Consider the following 15,681-nt stretch of genomic DNA (forward strand, 5'->3'; position numbering starts at 1 on the left):
GCGCCTGCCATGAGGTCTGCGATCTGATCCTTTGTCTTCGCAAGGCGGCTCCAGTTGTGCTTGGACGCCATGATGTGACCCCATCTTTGCGCAGATAGGCCGAGGATGAACCTCTAGGGGTGATGTGGGCCATGGCCGCGAACTACTCCGGGCTGTGGGGTATTTCGCCGTCGCTGTTCACTCGGTGCTGGTGACCGTCCCGGTGTCAAGCGCGTGGCGCCGGTTGGTGAGGTCGGACGGGTCTGTTCGGGAGAGCCGAGCGAGACGCACCTCGCGGTTGCTCCCGGTTGTTGGCGAGCGGAGCGAGACGAAACACGTTGCCTGCCTCGAGGGTGCCGAGCGTATGCCGGCATATCGGAAATGCGCCTTTGATCTGGTGCTTTTCGGGGTCGGAATGTCGGTGGCCCCAGGTTGACTAGGGGGTATGAACAGCACCACGGACATCCTGGATCGGGTCGTCGCCGACCTCGATGCGGTGCTGTCCGAAGACGTGCTGGCGGGGTTGGCGGATGCGGACCGCATGGATGTCCTCCGCGTCGCCGGTGAGGCGTTCCGCCGTATCGAGGCGGTCGTGGTGGAGTCGGTCGCGTCGGCGGATGTGGACTTCGCGCACTCGTTCGGATGCCGAGGGCAGAACGAACTCCTGCAGCGGGTGTTGCGCACGGATGTGGCGGGCGCGACGAGGGTGGGGAAAGCCGCAGATGCGGTGCGCCGTCAGATCGGCCCGTCATCGGGGGAGCGGCTGGAGGCCCGGTACCCGGCGCTGCGGGAAGCGTTGCTCGACGGGGTGATCGGGGTTGCGGGGTTGTTGGCGGCGATCGGTCCGATCGACAAAGCTGCGCACAAGGTCGGCCGGGCGGCGATGTTGGCCGCGGATGCTCTGTTGGCGGATCATGCCCGCGGGCACCGGATGGACGACGGCGAGGGTCTCGACCCGGACGCGGAAGCGGATACCGGCGAGGGCATCGACGACGGGAGCCCGGAGGATGTTCCGGGGCCGCCGGTGACGCCGGAGGATCTGCGCCAGTTCGCGCAGTCGGTCGCGATGTCGTTGGATCCTGATGGCCCGGAGCCGTCGGATCGTGGTGCGCAGAATCACCGGTTCTTGACCATCGGTCGCCTTCGTGACGGGTTGCATTCGATCCGCGGCAACGTGCTCCCGGATGTTGCGGCGCAGTTCCAGTCCGTGATCGATGCGCAGAACAACCCGAAGACGGACGGACCTCCTCGCCCGGGCGTGCGCTTCGAAGAATCCGAAGGCCGCGGTTCCGCCGGCTCAGAGCACCCCGGTCACGACGATGGTTTCGAGGATGAGCCGATCGACCGGCGCACCGCCGGCCAGAAGCGTCACGACGCGTTCGCGGCAGCGCTGGGGATCGCGGCCCGCCACCAGGACATGCCTTCGCTCGGTGGGGCCGCCCCCACGCTCGTCGTCCACGTGGACGCGAAAGATCTCGCCGCGGGCAGAGGATGGGCCACGACGGCCGGGTCCCAAGCCCCCGTCCCACTTCATGTCGCCGCGCACACCGCGTGTAATGGGGCGATCCAACGCGTGTTGTTCGACGAGGGTCGGATTGTGGGGATCACTGTCACAGACAGGGTGTTCACGGTGCATCAACGACGGGCGATCATCGCCAGAGACCGAGAATGCCTCGTTCCGGGCTGCCACGTCCCGGCATCCTGGTGTGAGATCCACCACGTGACCGAGCACGCCAGGGGTGGACCGACGCATACCGACAACGGGGTCCCGTTGTGTTGGTGGCATCACCGGTCACTGGACTGGTCGGGGTGGGAGATCCGTATGAACGACGGTGTCCCCGAAATCCGGGGACCTGAGTGGTGGGACCCCTCCGGGACCTGGCGGAGATCGAGACCAGGCATCCCCGAACAACTTCAACGAGCGTGACCACGGCAGACGCCGGCTGGCAGCGCGTTTGATCTCTGCAGCCTGCACCCTTCAGCCTGCACCCTTCAGCTCCGGATACCTGCACGCTGCATCCTGCTCTCGCACCCACCGGGTGGCGTCCGCTGCTCGCGCACGATCCAGACCTAATGTGGTGAACATGGCAGAGTCGTCGTCATCCCCCTCGGATGCCGTGGCATCCGCTCCTCTCGCGGATCGTGCCGTCGAGCTCGCGCGCCGCTGGGTGATCGAAGCTGCGGCGGCCGAGGTCGACCCTGCGGCGGAGCGCCTCGCCGGCGTGCTGCAGGACACCAACGGCCTGCCGTTCACCCTCGGCTTCGTTGACGGGGTCATGCGCCCCGAGAGCCTGACCGCGGCCGCATCTCAGCTGCACCGCATCGCGCCGATCGTGCCCGATTTCCTCCCCTGGTACCTCCGCTCCGCCGTGCGCCTCGGCGGCGGCATGGCCCAGATGCTCCCGTCGCCGGTCGTGCCGATCGCGCGCCGGGTGCTCCGCGACATGGTCGGACACCTCGTCGTCGACGCCCGCCCCGCCAAGCTCGGACCCGCACTCGAGAAGATCCGCGCATCGGGCGCCCGGATCAACCTCAACCTCCTGGGCGAGGCCGTGCTCGGCAACGCCGAGGCCAAGCGCCGACTCGACAGCATCCACGAACTCATCCGCCGCCCCGACGTCGACTACGTCTCCGTGAAGGTGTCGGCCATCATCAGCCACATCTCGATGTGGGCCTTCGATGAGATCGTCGACCAGGTCGTCGAGCGCCTGCTGCCCCTCTACCTGACGGCGGCGCAACCGACCGGTCAGGGTGCCCCGACCTTCATCAACCTCGACATGGAGGAGTACCGCGACCTCGACCTCACGATCGCGGTGTTCACCCGCATCCTGGAAGACCCGCGGCTCACCGGCCTCGAAGCCGGCATCGTGCTGCAGGCCTACCTGCCCGACGCCCTCCCGGCCCTCCAGGAGCTCACCGCCTGGGCGGGCGATCGCGTCGCGCACGGCGGCGCCCCCATCAAGGTGCGCCTCGTCAAGGGCGCAAACCTGGCGATGGAGCACGTCGAGGCTCAGCTGCACGGCTGGACCCCCGCGACTTACGACACGAAGCTCGACACCGACGCGAACTATCTGCGCTGCCTCGACTGGGCCCTGCATCCCGACCGCACCGCCGCGGTGAAGCTCGGCATCGCCGGGCACAACCTCTTCGGCATCGCCTTCGCATGGCTCCTCGCCGGGGAGCGAGGCGTGCGCGAGCGCATCGAATTCGAGATGCTGCTCGGCATGGCCCAGGGTCAGGTGCACGCCGTCGCACGTGAGGTCGGCGGCGTCCTCCTCTACGTGCCCGTCGTCGCACCCGCCGAATTCGACGTCGCCATCAGCTACCTCGTGCGCCGGCTCGAGGAGAACGCATCCGCGGACAACTTCCTCTCCGCGGCCTTCCGTCTCGACCAGGACGAGTCGCTCTTCACCCGCGAGCAGGACCGGTTCCTCGACGCACTCGCGCGGTCGACCGACCCGACGCTCCGCATCGGACCCCGGCGCGCACAGAACCGCCTCGCCCCCGTGCACGAATCGCTGCGTCCCGTGCCCGTCGCCCCCGCACCGGAGGCCGATCTCACCAAGGCCGTCCTCGGCATCTCCCGCGGGTCGAACGACTCCGACACCGGCGCCTTCCTCGAGACCGCGGTCTACTCCGCCCGCGAGGTCGCAGAAGACGCCGGCGGGGCACCCGGCTTCACCAACGCCCCCGACAGTGACCCCGCGCTCCCCGCGAACCGCGACTGGGCCCGCGCGGTGCGGGAGCGCATCCCCACCTCGACCGTGGGAGACATCACCCTCGCCGCCGCGCGGATCGACGACCCCACCGCTCTCGAAGCGATCATGCGACAGGTGCACGATGCCGCGCCGGCATGGGGCGGCCGCCCCGCGACCGACCGTGCCGAAGTGCTGCTCCGCGCCGCCGCCGCCCTCGAATCACGGCGCGGCGAGCTCATCGAGGTCGCCGCATCCGAGACCGGCAAGATCTTCGCCGAAGCCGACGTCGAGGTGAGCGAGGCCGTCGACTTCGCCCGGTACTACGCCGCCAAGGCGCGGGAGCTCGACGCCATCTCCGGTGCGACCTTCGTGCCCGCGCGGGTCACCGTCGTGACCCCACCCTGGAACTTCCCCCTGGCCATCCCCGCCGGCGGCGTGCTCGCCGCGCTCGCGGCAGGATCGGGCGTCGTCTTCAAGCCGGCGCCCCAGGCCCGGCGCTGCGCGGCCGTCGTCGCGGAGGCACTGTGGCAGGCCGGCATCCCCCGCGACGTGCTCGCCCTCGTCGACATCGAAGAGGGCGATCTCGGCCGCGCCCTCATCACCCACGACGCGGTCGACCGGGTGATCCTCACCGGCGCGTGGGACACCGCCGCGCTCTTCCGTTCATGGCGCCCTGACCTGCCGCTGCTCGCAGAGACGAGCGGCAAGAACGCGATGATCATCACCCCGTCCGCCGACCTCGACCTCGCCGTCGCCGACCTGGTCAAGAGCGCGTTCGTGCACGCGGGGCAGAAGTGCTCCGCCGCCTCGCTCGCGATCCTCGTCGGGCCGGTGGGTCGCTCGCCGCGCTTCGCCCGTCAGCTGGCGGATGCCGTGCGCTCGCTGCACGTGGGCCAGCCCACCGATCCTCTGGCCGAGGTCGGCCCCGTCATCGAGAAGCCCCAGGGGAAACTCGCCTGGGCGCTGAACGAGCTCGAAGGCGACGAGCAGTGGCTCATCGAACCCGCCCTCGCCGCCGACGACGATGGCAGCGGACGGCTCTGGCGTCCCGGCATCCGGGTCGGCGTGCAGCCCGGGTCGCGCTTCCACACCGAGGAGTTCTTCGGCCCGGTGCTCGGCGTGATGCATGCGCCGACCCTCGCGCGAGCGGTGGAGCTGCAGAACGCTGTCGCCTACGGTCTCACCGCGGGACTGCACACCCAGGATCCCGACGACCTCGAGTACTGGCTCGAGCACGTGCAGGCGGGCAACCTGTATGTGAACCGGGGGATCACCGGTGCGATCGTGCAGCGCCAGCCGTTCGGCGGATGGAAGCGCTCGTCCGTCGGCCCCGGCGCCAAGGCCGGCGGACCCAACTACCTCATCGGGCTCGGCTCCTGGCGTTCCCGGCCAGGCGGTCCCGCATCGAGCACGCTGCACCTCCGCGGGCTCGACTCGCGCATCACCGGGCTCATCGAGTCGGCTCAGCCGTCGCTCGAGTACGAGGACTTCGAATGGCTGCGTCGCTCCGCTCTGTCGGATGCGCTCGCCTGGGATCGGGAGTTCGGCCAGGTGCGGGACGTGTCGCACCTGGGAGTCGAGCGGAACCTCTTCCGCTATCGCCCGGTGCCGGTCGAGATCCGCGCGACCGATGACGCCGCACTGCAGGATCTTCTGCGGGTCGTCATCGCCGGCGTGCGGGCCGGCGCCGACTTCGTGCTCTCCACGCCGACGGGGCTCCCCGCCGAGGTCCGCCGCGCGCTGGGCGACCTCGACGCGCTCGTCTTCCTCGAGACCGACGACGAGTGGATGCAGCGGATGCTGCGCGACGACGAACCCGCCGAAGGTACCCCGGGGCCGGCGGCACGGGCCAGGCGCGTCCGACTGGTCGGCGGCCGGAGCGCCGTCGCCGCCGCGCACACGGCTCTGGCGACGGCATCCGCCGGAAACCCGGACCTCGCCGTCTACGACGGAGAGGTCACCGCAGCCGCCCGCATCGAACTCCTGCCCTTCGTGCACGAGCAGTCGATCACCGTCACGGCGCACCGTTACGGCAACATCGACGGACGCTTCAGCGACGTCATCTGATTCGGATGCCGGCGGCGCGGCATCCGCTCGTCATCCGGCGTCCGCCGATGCGCTGGCGATGAGGGAGCGGATGAGCGGATCGCTCGCGCCCCGCCAGTAGACCCAGACGTCGCGCTGCACCGGCTCGCTCAGCGCATGCGTGGCGACACCCGGCGGCACCACGTTCCGCGGTACGAGCGCATGACCGAGACCCTGCAGCGCATACTCCACCGCTGCGCGCGCCTGTTCGGTACGCAGCGCGACGCGGGGCGCGAATCCGGCCCGCGCGCACGCCGCGTCGAGCAGATCGCCGAGGCCGTTGCCCGGCGCGAAGTGCACCCAGGCCTCGTCCTGCAGCGTGGCGATGTCGACGGCGCCCTGTTCTTCCGCGCCTCCGGAGAGCACGACGACGAAGTCCTCCGTCGCGAGACGGGAGGACCCTCCGGGCCACCCGTCCGGGATCGGGCCGATCGCCACGTCGAAGGAGCCCGCGAGGAGAGCCGTGACCAGATCCTGCTGGTGCCGGAACTCGTGGAGCCCGACCTGCACCTGAGGATGCCGCGACCTCCACGTCGCGAGGAGTGCGGGGAGCAGCCCGAGGCTGAGCGAGTACAGCGTGCCGATGCGCAGCTCACCCACCGCTCCGCTCGTGACGTGCCGCACGGCGCGGCCGAGATCGTCGTGCGCGGCCACCACGGCGCGAGCGCTCTCGAGCAGGCTGCGACCCGCCCCGGTGGGACGCGCCGATCGGGGCAGCCGTTCGATGAGCGTCACGCCCAGCGCCTGTTCGAGCGCCGCCAGCTGCCGCGACAGGGTCGGCTGACTCACGAACAGTCGGGCAGCGGCGCGGGTGATGGAACCCTCGTCGCACACGGCGAGGAAGGCGCGCAACTGACGCTCGGTGACATCCATGCATCCAGCGTATGCAAAGTCGGTGATCCTTGCATCCCATGTGGGGTATCGACAGCGGTGGCTTCGCGTTCCCTCTCTCAGACGCCGCATCGGGCGTCTTCGACACACAGGAGAAAATCATGACTGCCATCACCCTCGAGTCCGCTCACCGCGCCGCCGCTGCCGCCCAGTCTGCTGCCGCCGAGCGCGGCATCACCGTCGTCGTCACGATCGTCGACGCCGGCGTGCAGCCGGTGCTGATCGCCCGACAGGATGCCGCCCCGATCGCCGCGATCGACGCCAGCCTCAGCAAGGCGCGCACGACCCTCTACTTCGGTGGCGCCGCCACCGCGGATCTCTCCGGCGCCACCGCTCCCGGCGGGCCCCTCTTCGGCTTCGAGCACGCGGTCGCCGCCCCGCTCGCGTTCATCGGAGGAGCCGTTCCGGTGCGCGACGCGCAGGGCTCGATCGTCGGCGCAGTCGGCGTCGGCGGCGGCTCGGCGGAGCAGGACCACGAGATCGCCACCGCGGCCGCCGCCGCCATCGGGGCCTCCGCGTGAGCGTCAGCGTCGACCGGGCGCGCGACGTGGTGATCTCGCTCGCGACCCTCGTCGCTCGGGAGGGGCGTCGGGAGGATGTGCGTAGGGAGCTGCTGAAGCTGATCGAGCCGACGCGCGCGGAGCAGGGCAACCTCGACTACGTGCTGTTCGAGATGGCGGATGCTCTCGGCACCTTCATCATGCGGGAGGCTTTCGTCTCGGCGGCGGCTCTCCGCGAGCACCAGGAGACCAGCCACTACGCCGCGTTCGCTGCGCAGGCCGACGAACTCCTCGCCGAACCGCTGGCGCTGACGTTCCTCACGCAGGTCTCCGACTGACGCAGCTCCGGAGGCTCCGGTCGCAAAAATGCACCCATCCCGGACCCGGATGGGTGCATTTTCGCGACGGGAACGTGTCGGGTCGGTGTAAAAGATTCTTGACAATTGAACAGGTTCCGACGTACTGTGGTGTCAAGAATCTTTTACATGGGAGGCGTCATGGTCTACGAGGAACGCAATGCGTGGGCGGGTCTGATCCTGAGCCCGATCTCGATCGCGGTCTACGTCGTGCTGGTCCTCCAGCAGGCGGCCGGCGGACCCCTCACCGATGTCGACTGGTTCCCGTTGATGCTGTGGGTCATCGGGGCGAGCATCGTCGCGACGATCATCTTCAGCGTGGTCTGGGGCATCATCGCCGGAGCCCACGACCCCGACGGCGTCGGTCGCTCCGACATCCGTGATCGCGACATCAGTCGGATGGGCGGGCGCGTCGAGCAGGCCTTCCTCGTGATCGCCGGGCTCGGCGTCATCGCGCTCTGCGCGGTCGGGGCCGACGTGTTCTGGATCGCCAACACGATGTACGCCGGGTTCGCCGTGTCGGCGCTCGTCGGCGGCATCGCCAGGGTCGTCGCGTACCGGCGGGGACTGGTCTGATGGTCAGGCCGACCCTCGTCTCCAACCGCATCCGCGCCCATCGGGAGTCGGTGGGCATGACCCAGGCCGAGCTCGCCCGCACCATCGGCGTGACGCGGCAGACGCTCATCGCGATCGAGCAGGAGAAGTACTCTCCGACGCTCGAACTCGCATTCCAGATCGCCCGCGCCTTCGGGGTCGGGCTCGATGACCTCTTCCAGTACCCCGAACAGTGACAGGGAGAACAGGGACATGAGAGACATGACTGACACGAGCGACACGAGCGAGACGAGCACGGACATGCCCGAGATGATGAGCGCCTGGCGGCGCGAGACCTATGGCCCCGCCGCCGGAACGACCCGGCAGGAGATCCCGCTGCCGATCCCCGGTCGAGGCGAAGTGGTGGTGCGCGTGCACGCCACCGGCCTGAACGCGGGAGACGTACGGCTGCTGCTCGGTGATCCGCTGCTCGTGCGACCGATCTTCGGGCTGACCCGTCCGAAGCATCCGGTGCGCGGCATGGAAGTGGCCGGAACCGTGTCGGCGGTCGGCCCCGACGTCGTCGGTGTCGAGCTCGGCCAGGCCGTCGTGGGAGAGCTCGTCGGCGGAGGCGGCCTCGCGGCCTACGTCCGTGTGCCGGCATCGCGCCTCGTGACCATCCCGCCCGACGTGGCGCACACCGCCGCCGCCTGCCTCCCCGTCGCGGGTGGCACCGCGTGGCAGGCGCTCGACGCCGCCGGGATCGGGCTGGGGGCCGGGGTCCGCGCCGGAGGGACGCAGCGCGTGCTGATCATCGGCGCCTCCGGTGGTGTCGGGACCTTCGCCGTACAGCTCGCCGCCCTGCGCGGCGCCGAGGTCTGGGCGACGTGCCGCGACCGCAACGCGCCGCTCGTCGAGCACCTCGGCGCCGTGCGCACCCTCGACCATCGCACCTCGCCCCTCAGCGGCCTGCCCGCCCGACACTTCGACGCCGTGGTCGACATCGCCGGAGGGATGCCGCTGCGCGACCTGCAGCGCCTCACCGCGTCGGGAGGAACCGTCGTGCTCGTCACCGGTGACGGTGGCCCCGTCCTCGGCCCGATCCCGCGGATGGTCAAGGCGGTGTTCGCCTCGATCGGGTCGCCCCGCATCCGGTCGCTCGCGGCCACCCCGCGACCCGAGGTGCTGACGAAGCTCCTCGAACTCGTCGCCGAGGGCCGCGTCTCGCCCGTGATCGAACGCGAGTACCCCTTCGCCGAAGCATCCGCCGCTCTTGCCCACCTCGAAGCCGGGCACACCGTCGGCAAGGTGGTGGTGCGAGGGGCATGACGAGGGAGGGAAGCGGGCATCCCCCTGGCTTCGCACAGGGGGCGGATGACAGAATGGATGCTGGCGTGCTCGAGTCGCATCTTCCCCGCAGTCGCTCTCATCGAGCGGAGTGGGTCGAAGGACCGCCGGGCCCCTGGACAGAGTCCGCCGCGTCCCGTTCCGAGGAGCACCTTGTCTTTCGAAAACACGCTGTCGACGCCTGAGACCACCACCGCCACCACCACGCCGACGCGCACCGCGCACCACCGGCACTACCTGATGTGCAGCCCAAAGCACTTCACCGTCAGCTACAAGATCAACCCGTGGATGGAGCCGGCCAACCCGACCGACACCGCCAAGGCCGTCGCCCAGTGGCAGAAGCTGCACGACCTGTACCTGGAGCTGGGTCACGAGGTCGAGCTCATCGAGCCCCTCGAGGGCTTCCCGGACATGGTCTACACCGCGAACGGCGGCTTCGTGATCGACGGCCGCGCCTATGTGCCGAAGTTCCGCTTCGTCGAGCGTCAGGGCGAGTCCCCGGCGTTCGCCGACTGGTTCCGCGGCGCCGGCTACGACACCGTCATCCCGGAAGAGGTCAACGAGGGCGAGGGCGACTTCCTGCTCGTCGGCGACATCGTCCTGGCCGGCAGCGGATTCCGCTCGACCGGTCACAGCCACCGCGAGGTCGGCGAGGTCTTCGGGCGCGAGGTCGTGTCGCTGAACCTGGTCGACCCCCGCTTCTACCACCTCGACACCGCGATCGCCGTGCTCGATCCGGTGCAGGGTGTGGAGAACGGCGGGCCCGAGCGCGCGAACATCGCGTACCTCCCGGGTGCCTTCGACGACGCCAGCCGTGCGATCCTCGAGGAGCGCTTCCCCGACGCGATCCTCGTCTCGGACGAAGACGGCTCGGTGTTCGGGCTCAACTCGGCGAGCGACGGCTACAACGTGGTCATCTCGCCGCGGGCGAAGGGCTTCGAGCAGCAGCTGCGCGAGCGCGGCTACAACCCGATCATGATCGACCTCTCCGAGCTGCTGCTCGGCGGCGGCGGCATCAAGTGCTGCACGCTCGAACTGCGCGGTGCGAAGTGACGGGCCCTTCGACAGGCTCAGGGACCCAGGTGGACGTCGCGACGGAAGGGCACGTCGCACACAACTACCACCCGCTGCCGGTGAACATCGCCCGCGGTGAGGGCGCCTGGGTGACGGATGTCGAGGGCAAGCGGTACCTCGACCTGCTCGCCGCGTACTCGGCCGTGAACTTCGGGCACCGGCATCCGGCCCTCGTCGCCGCGCTCACCGAGCAGCTGGGACGGGTCACGCTGGTGAGCCGCGCGTTCGAGAGTGACCGGCTCGAGCCGTTCGCCGCCGCACTCGCGAAGCTCGCCGGCAAGGACCTGGTCCTGCCGATGAACACCGGCGCCGAAGCCCTCGAGACCGGCATCAAGGTCGCCCGCGCCTGGGGATACCGGGTCAAGGGCATTCCCGAGGGTCGCGCGCGCATCATCGTCGCGGCCGGCAACTTCCACGGTCGCACGACCACGATCGTCGGCTTCAGCGACGACGAGTCGGCGCGCGACGGGTTCGGCCCGTTCGCACCCGGTTTCGACGTCGTGCCGTATGGAGATGCGGATGCCATCGCCGCAGCCATCACCGACGACACGGCCGCGGTGCTCGTGGAGCCGATCCAGGGCGAGGCCGGGGTCGTGATCCCGCCGGAGGGGTACCTCCGCCGTATCCGCGAGATCTGCGACGAGAGGAATGTCCTGTTCATCGCGGACGAGATCCAGTCCGGGCTCGGCCGCGTGGGAGAGACCTTCGCCTGCGATCGCGAAGGCGTCGTGCCGGATCTTTATCTGCTGGGCAAGGCGCTCGGCGGCGGCATCCTTCCCGTCTCCGCCGTGGTCGGGAACGCCGACGTGCTCGGGGTCATCCGCCCCGGCGAGCACGGCTCGACGTTCGGCGGCAACCCGCTCGCTGCAGCCGTCGGCCTGCGCGTGGTGGAGATGCTCGAGTCGGGGGAGTTCCAGGAGCGCGCGCGTGCTCTGGGCGCTCACCTCGACCAGGCCCTGCAGCCGCTCATCGGTCATGGCGTGACGACCGTCCGCATCGCAGGCCTCTGGGCCGGCGTCGACATCGACCCTGCGAAGGGCACCGGTCGCGAGATCGCCGAGAAGCTGCTCGCGCGCGGCGTGCTCGTGAAGGACACGCACGGTCAGACGATCCGCATCGCGCCGCCGCTGGTGATTCGCGCGACGGAGCTCGACTGGGCGGTGGAGCAGCTCAAGCTCGTGCTCGGCGCCTAGCCGCGCGCGCCATCAATCCTGTCGAGCCACCCCTTTCGGTGCGAGCCGCCCCTCTGCGACCGTCCTCACAGGGGCGGCTCGCACGAAAAGGGGCGGGTCAACAGCGCGGGGCTGCGGCGGCAACCTCAGGCAGGCGGGGAGTCCGGGTCGAGGGTCTTGAGCGTCTCCTCCTCGGCGGGGTTGTCGGCCTGGAGCTGGTCGGCGGTCGTGTCGTCGCCACCGAGGGGCGCCTCGTGATCGGGGCCCGCGCTGCCCTGGATGGCGCCGCCGGTCGACTCGCCGCGCGAGGCGTCGCCCTGGATGGCGCCGCCGTCTCCGCCGTCATGGATGCCGTCATCCTCGCCCGCGCTGCCCTGGATCGCGCCGCCGGTCGACTCGCCACGATCGGCATCGCCCTGGATGGGGCCTTCGTCGCCACCGTCGTGGCCCTCGTCTTCGTGGGGCACGCCGACGCCGGGGGCGCCTTCGGCAGGATCCTGGGGGTGCGGGGTGCTTTCCATGTTCTCGTCCATGAGCGTGACATTACGAGCGGTCGCCGCCCGCACAAAGGGTGTTGACAACGGCCCGTCGTGCGGGGAGCGAGATCTCAGTCGTGCTTCTTCGCCGTACGGATGGGGGTGGTGACGGCCGCCTCATCGCTGAACTCGATCGGGTCGGCGCGCTCGACGACGCTGAGCGGGCGCGTCTCGTCGAGCGTGAGCAGGAAGCGGCGCTTCTCGTCGCGATGCAGCCGCCCCGAGGTGAACACCCAGATGGCGCCGATCGCGCACGCGACGAATCCCGCGGTGCCGCCGAGCATGATCGCGGTGCGCGGACCGAACGCGTCGGCCACCCATCCGGCGATGGGCGCTCCGACCGGGGTCGAGCCCATGATCACGGCCATGTACAGCGCGAGCACGCGTCCCCGCAGCGACGGGTCGGTGGTCATCTGCACGTAGCCGTTGGCCGTGGTCAGCAGCGTCACGATCATGAAGCCCGTGAACATCAACGTCACCGCGTAGGACGCGTAGCTCGGCATCGCGGACGACACGAAGGCCGCGACACCGAAGCCGCCGGCCGCCAGGATCACGACGCGCACCCGCGCCCGGTCGCGGCGTGCCGCCAGCAGCGCACCGGCGAGCGAGCCGATCGCCAGCACAGAGCTGAGCACCCCGTAGCCGTCGGCTCCGGCCCCGAACTCGATCGCCATGGTCGACGCGAAGATCGGGAAGTTCATGCCGAAGGCGCCGATCAGGAAGACGGTCACGAACACCACGCGCAGGTCGCTGCGACCCCACACGTAGCGGAATCCGGCGGAGAGCCCGCCGCGGTTACGCGTCTTCGGTCGCCCGGCCAGCAGATTCACGCGCAGCATCAGCAGGGCGAGGATCATCGCGAGGAAGGTCGCCGCGTTCACGATGAACACCCAGCCCGAGCCGATCGCCACGATCAGCAGCCCGCCGACGGCAGGTCCGATCATGCGGGCCAGATTGAAGGATGCCGAGTTGAGGGCGACCGCGTTCGAGGTGTCGCCGGCCGAGACCATGTCGGAGACGAACGCCTGGCGGGCCGGCGCGTCGAACGCGTTCACGACACCGAAGCCGAGGGCGAAGCAGAACATCATCGGGAGGGTCATCACCCCGCTGAGCAGCAGGATGCCGACGGCGATGGCCAGTCCGAGCAGCGCCGACTGCGTGACCAGCAGGATGTGGCGGCGGTCGAAGCGGTCGGCGACCCAGCCCGTCTGACTGACCAGCAGAAGGGGAGGGCCGAACTGCAGCGCCATGGTGACGCCCATCGCGGTCGCGTCGTTGTCGGTGAGCTCGGTCAGCACCACCCAGTCCTGCGCGGTGGCCTGCATCCAGCCGCCGATGTTCGAGACCAGTGCGCCGGCGAACCAGATGCGGTAGTTGATGTTCGCGAACGAGCGGAACATGGCGCTCATCGCTCGACCGCCCGTCGCATCAGGGCGCTGGCTTCGCGCAGCGTGGTGAGCTCTGCCTCGGTGTAGTCGACCTCGCGCAGCATCTCGGCCAGCAGCTCATCCCGTCGGCGGATGGTCTCCACGACGATGGCGATGCCCGCGGCCGTGATGTCGACCTGCACGCGGCGGCGGTCGTCCTCATCCTGCGCTCGCACGACGTAGCCCTGCTCTTCGAGGCCGTTCACGATGCTGGTCATCGAGGGAGCGGCCACCCGCTCGCGCTCGGCGAGCATCGAGATCGTGCGACGACCGTGCATCCGCAGATCGGCGAGCACCGCGAGCTGGGTGTCGCTCATCGAGTTCGCCGCCCGTGCGCTGCGCAGACGGCGGGCCAGCCGGAACGTGGCCATGCGCAGGTCCGTGGCGGTGAGGTGGAGGGATTCGTCGGAGGCAGGCATTACTTAGTTAGTCTATCTAACCTTTCATGCGCGAGGCCAGCTCATCCGATCCGACAGGGGAGGTTCGTCTGATCCTACGAACCGCCAGGGCCGTGTCCGTCTGATCCGACCAGAGCATGCGGTAACCCCGTGCCTAGAGTGAGGGCATGTACAGCCCCCTCGAGGTCGGTCAACTGCTGCAGTCCACGCTCGCAGAGCGCGCGAAAGCTCACGGAGTGCCCGCCGCCGCGGTCGCCGTGGTCGTCGACGGGGAGATCGTCGAGCATGCGGTCGGCGTCCTCAGCACGGCCACGAAGGTGGAGGCGACCACCGACTCGGTCTTCCAGATCGGCTCGATCACCAAGGTGTGGACGGCGACGCTCGTCATGCAGCTGGTCGACGAGGGACTGGTCGAGCTCGACGCCCCGGTGCGTCAGTACCTCCCCGAGTTCGCGCTCGCCGACGACGCCGTCGCCGCCGCGATCACCGTGCGTCAGCTGCTCAGCCACCGCTCCGGCATCGAGGGAGACATCTTCACCGACACCGGTCGCGGCGATGACGCGATCTCGACGTACCTGACGCTGCTGTCGGATGCCGGGCAGATCTTCCCTCCCGGATCGTTCTTCTCCTACAGCAACGCCGGGTATGTGGTGCTCGGTCGCCTCGTCGAGCGCGTGCGGGACACGACCTGGGAGCAGGCGCTGGTCGAGCGCATCGCGACACCGCTGGGCCTGCACACCGTCTCGCCGAGCCCGTACGAGGCGATCCTCCACCGCGCGGCCGTCGGGCACGTCGGCCCCGACGCCGACGGAGTGGCGCAGCCCGCGCCGTTCTGGGCGATGGCCCGCTCGAATGAGCCCGCCGGCTCCATGCTCGCGATGTCCGCCCGCGACCTCGCCGCGTTCGCGCAGGCGCATCTGCGGGCTGCCGCAGGGTCATCTGCCGCAGGTTCATCCGCCGCGGGTACCTCGGCCGGGGAGGCCCCGGAGGGTTCCGACGTGCTCTCGCAGGACGCAGCGCTCGCGATGCGGACCACCGAAGTTCGCCTGCCGCGACTGGCCGGAATGGGCGCGGCCTGGGGACTCGGCTGGGAGATCGATCGCGAGGGCGACGGGATGCTGTTCGGCCACGACGGCAACACGATCGGGCAGTCATCCTTCCTGCGGATCGCGCCGGATGCCGAAGCAGCCGTGGTGCTGCTCACCAACGGTGGCGACGGCGCCGGGCTGTTCCACGACGTGGTCGACGAGCTCCTCCGCGGCCTGGCCGACATCAGCCTCCCCGCACCGCCCACCCCGCCCGCGGCATCCGATGCTGACGAGAACGCCGACGTCGACTCCTTCCTCGGTGTCTACGCCAACTCCACCGTCGAGATGGAGGTGTCCCAGGATGCCGAAGGCCGCCTGTGGCTCGAACAGCGTCCGACGCCAGAGCTCGTCGCCCTCGGAGCGGAGCCGTCGACCGACGAGCTCGTCCGCTACGACGAGGGCTCGTTGATCCTCCGTGAGAACAAGGACGGGATGCACCTCGTGCTCGCGTTCCTCGAGCCCGCCGCCGATGGCCGGGCGTCGTACATCCACTTCGGTCGCGCCGTTCCGCGCTCGCGCTGACCTCTCGCACGTCGGCTCGCCGCGTCCGGCATCCGCACACACACGCTCATCCCGATACACCCGAACATCCCGAA

The 15,681-nt window shown here is 69.7% G+C and carries 14 protein-coding genes; 10 read left to right on the forward strand and 4 right to left on the reverse strand.

The genetic code is table 11. The features are described from left to right. Nucleotides 1-424: 424 nt before the first annotated feature. Nucleotides 425-1,906 (forward strand): HNH endonuclease signature motif containing protein, encoded by a 1,482-nt coding sequence (locus QFZ21_RS15970; protein WP_307379519.1) that lies wholly within the window; start codon nt 425-427, stop codon nt 1,904-1,906. A gap of 157 nt (nt 1,907-2,063) precedes the next feature. Beyond that, nucleotides 2,064-5,744: a proline dehydrogenase family protein gene (locus QFZ21_RS15975; RefSeq protein ID WP_307379522.1), complete on the forward strand. Its 3,681-nt coding sequence runs from the start codon at nt 2,064-2,066 to the stop codon at nt 5,742-5,744. Between the two features lie 30 nt (nt 5,745-5,774). Here the strand turns inward: QFZ21_RS15975 and QFZ21_RS15980 are convergent, their stop codons facing one another. After that, nucleotides 5,775-6,635, reverse strand: a complete 861-nt coding sequence (locus tag QFZ21_RS15980; protein WP_307379525.1) for a LysR family transcriptional regulator — start codon at nt 6,633-6,635, stop codon at nt 5,775-5,777. A gap of 119 nt (nt 6,636-6,754) precedes the next feature. Between QFZ21_RS15980 and QFZ21_RS15985 the strand changes: the two genes are divergently transcribed. The 7 genes from QFZ21_RS15985 to rocD all read left to right on the forward strand — a co-directional run bounded on the left by QFZ21_RS15985 (nt 6,755) and on the right by rocD (nt 11,657). After that, nucleotides 6,755-7,174: a heme-binding protein gene (locus QFZ21_RS15985; RefSeq protein ID WP_307379527.1), complete on the forward strand. Its 420-nt coding sequence runs from the start codon at nt 6,755-6,757 to the stop codon at nt 7,172-7,174. Beyond that, nucleotides 7,171-7,491, forward strand: coding sequence for a putative quinol monooxygenase (locus QFZ21_RS15990; protein ID WP_307379530.1), 321 nt, complete (start codon nt 7,171-7,173; stop codon nt 7,489-7,491). The genes QFZ21_RS15985 and QFZ21_RS15990 overlap by 4 nt, the downstream gene beginning before the upstream one ends. Before the next feature lie 147 nt (nt 7,492-7,638). Then, a complete protein-coding gene (locus QFZ21_RS15995; protein ID WP_307379533.1) occupies nt 7,639-8,085 on the forward strand; it encodes a hypothetical protein in 447 nt (148 codons plus the stop codon). Beyond that, a complete protein-coding gene (locus tag QFZ21_RS16000; protein WP_307379536.1) occupies nt 8,085-8,300 on the forward strand; it encodes a helix-turn-helix transcriptional regulator in 216 nt (71 codons plus the stop codon). The genes QFZ21_RS15995 and QFZ21_RS16000 overlap by 1 nt, the downstream gene beginning before the upstream one ends. A gap of 25 nt (nt 8,301-8,325) precedes the next feature. Further along, nucleotides 8,326-9,372 (forward strand): NAD(P)-dependent alcohol dehydrogenase, encoded by a 1,047-nt coding sequence (locus QFZ21_RS16005; RefSeq protein WP_307379539.1) that lies wholly within the window; start codon nt 8,326-8,328, stop codon nt 9,370-9,372. A gap of 258 nt (nt 9,373-9,630) precedes the next feature. Beyond that, nucleotides 9,631-10,443, forward strand: a complete 813-nt coding sequence (ddaH, locus tag QFZ21_RS16010) for a dimethylargininase (protein WP_373426048.1) — start codon at nt 9,631-9,633, stop codon at nt 10,441-10,443. Nucleotides 10,444-10,472: 29 nt separating this feature from the next. Beyond that, on the forward strand, nt 10,473-11,657 hold the full coding sequence (gene rocD, locus QFZ21_RS16015) for an ornithine--oxo-acid transaminase (protein WP_307379541.1): 1,185 nt from the start codon (nt 10,473-10,475) through the stop codon (nt 11,655-11,657). A gap of 125 nt (nt 11,658-11,782) precedes the next feature. On the opposite strand, the gene QFZ21_RS16020 is transcribed toward rocD, so the two are convergent. The 3 genes from QFZ21_RS16020 to QFZ21_RS16030 form a co-directional block, all read right to left on the reverse strand. After that, on the reverse strand, nt 11,783-12,157 hold the full coding sequence (locus QFZ21_RS16020; RefSeq protein WP_307379544.1) for a hypothetical protein: 375 nt from the start codon (nt 12,155-12,157) through the stop codon (nt 11,783-11,785). Nucleotides 12,158-12,243: 86 nt separating this feature from the next. Continuing rightward, nucleotides 12,244-13,572 carry an MFS transporter gene (locus tag QFZ21_RS16025; protein WP_307381325.1) on the reverse strand — a complete coding sequence of 443 codons (1,329 nt, stop codon included), beginning with the start codon at nt 13,570-13,572 and terminating at the stop codon, nt 12,244-12,246. 5 nt (nt 13,573-13,577) lie between these two features. Then, the gene (locus QFZ21_RS16030) at nt 13,578-14,018 is read right to left on the reverse strand and encodes a MarR family winged helix-turn-helix transcriptional regulator (protein ID WP_307379547.1); all 441 of its coding nucleotides are present in this window, start codon (nt 14,016-14,018) and stop codon (nt 13,578-13,580) included. A 146-nt stretch (nt 14,019-14,164) separates the two neighbouring features. On the opposite strand from QFZ21_RS16030, the gene QFZ21_RS16035 reads away from it, so the two are divergent. Continuing rightward, nucleotides 14,165-15,607: a serine hydrolase gene (locus QFZ21_RS16035; RefSeq protein WP_307379551.1), complete on the forward strand. Its 1,443-nt coding sequence runs from the start codon at nt 14,165-14,167 to the stop codon at nt 15,605-15,607. The last annotated feature ends 74 nt before the right edge of the window (nt 15,608-15,681 follow it).

The organism is Microbacterium sp. W4I20, from assembly GCF_030816505.1.
GTDB lineage: Bacteria > Actinomycetota > Actinomycetes > Actinomycetales > Microbacteriaceae > Microbacterium.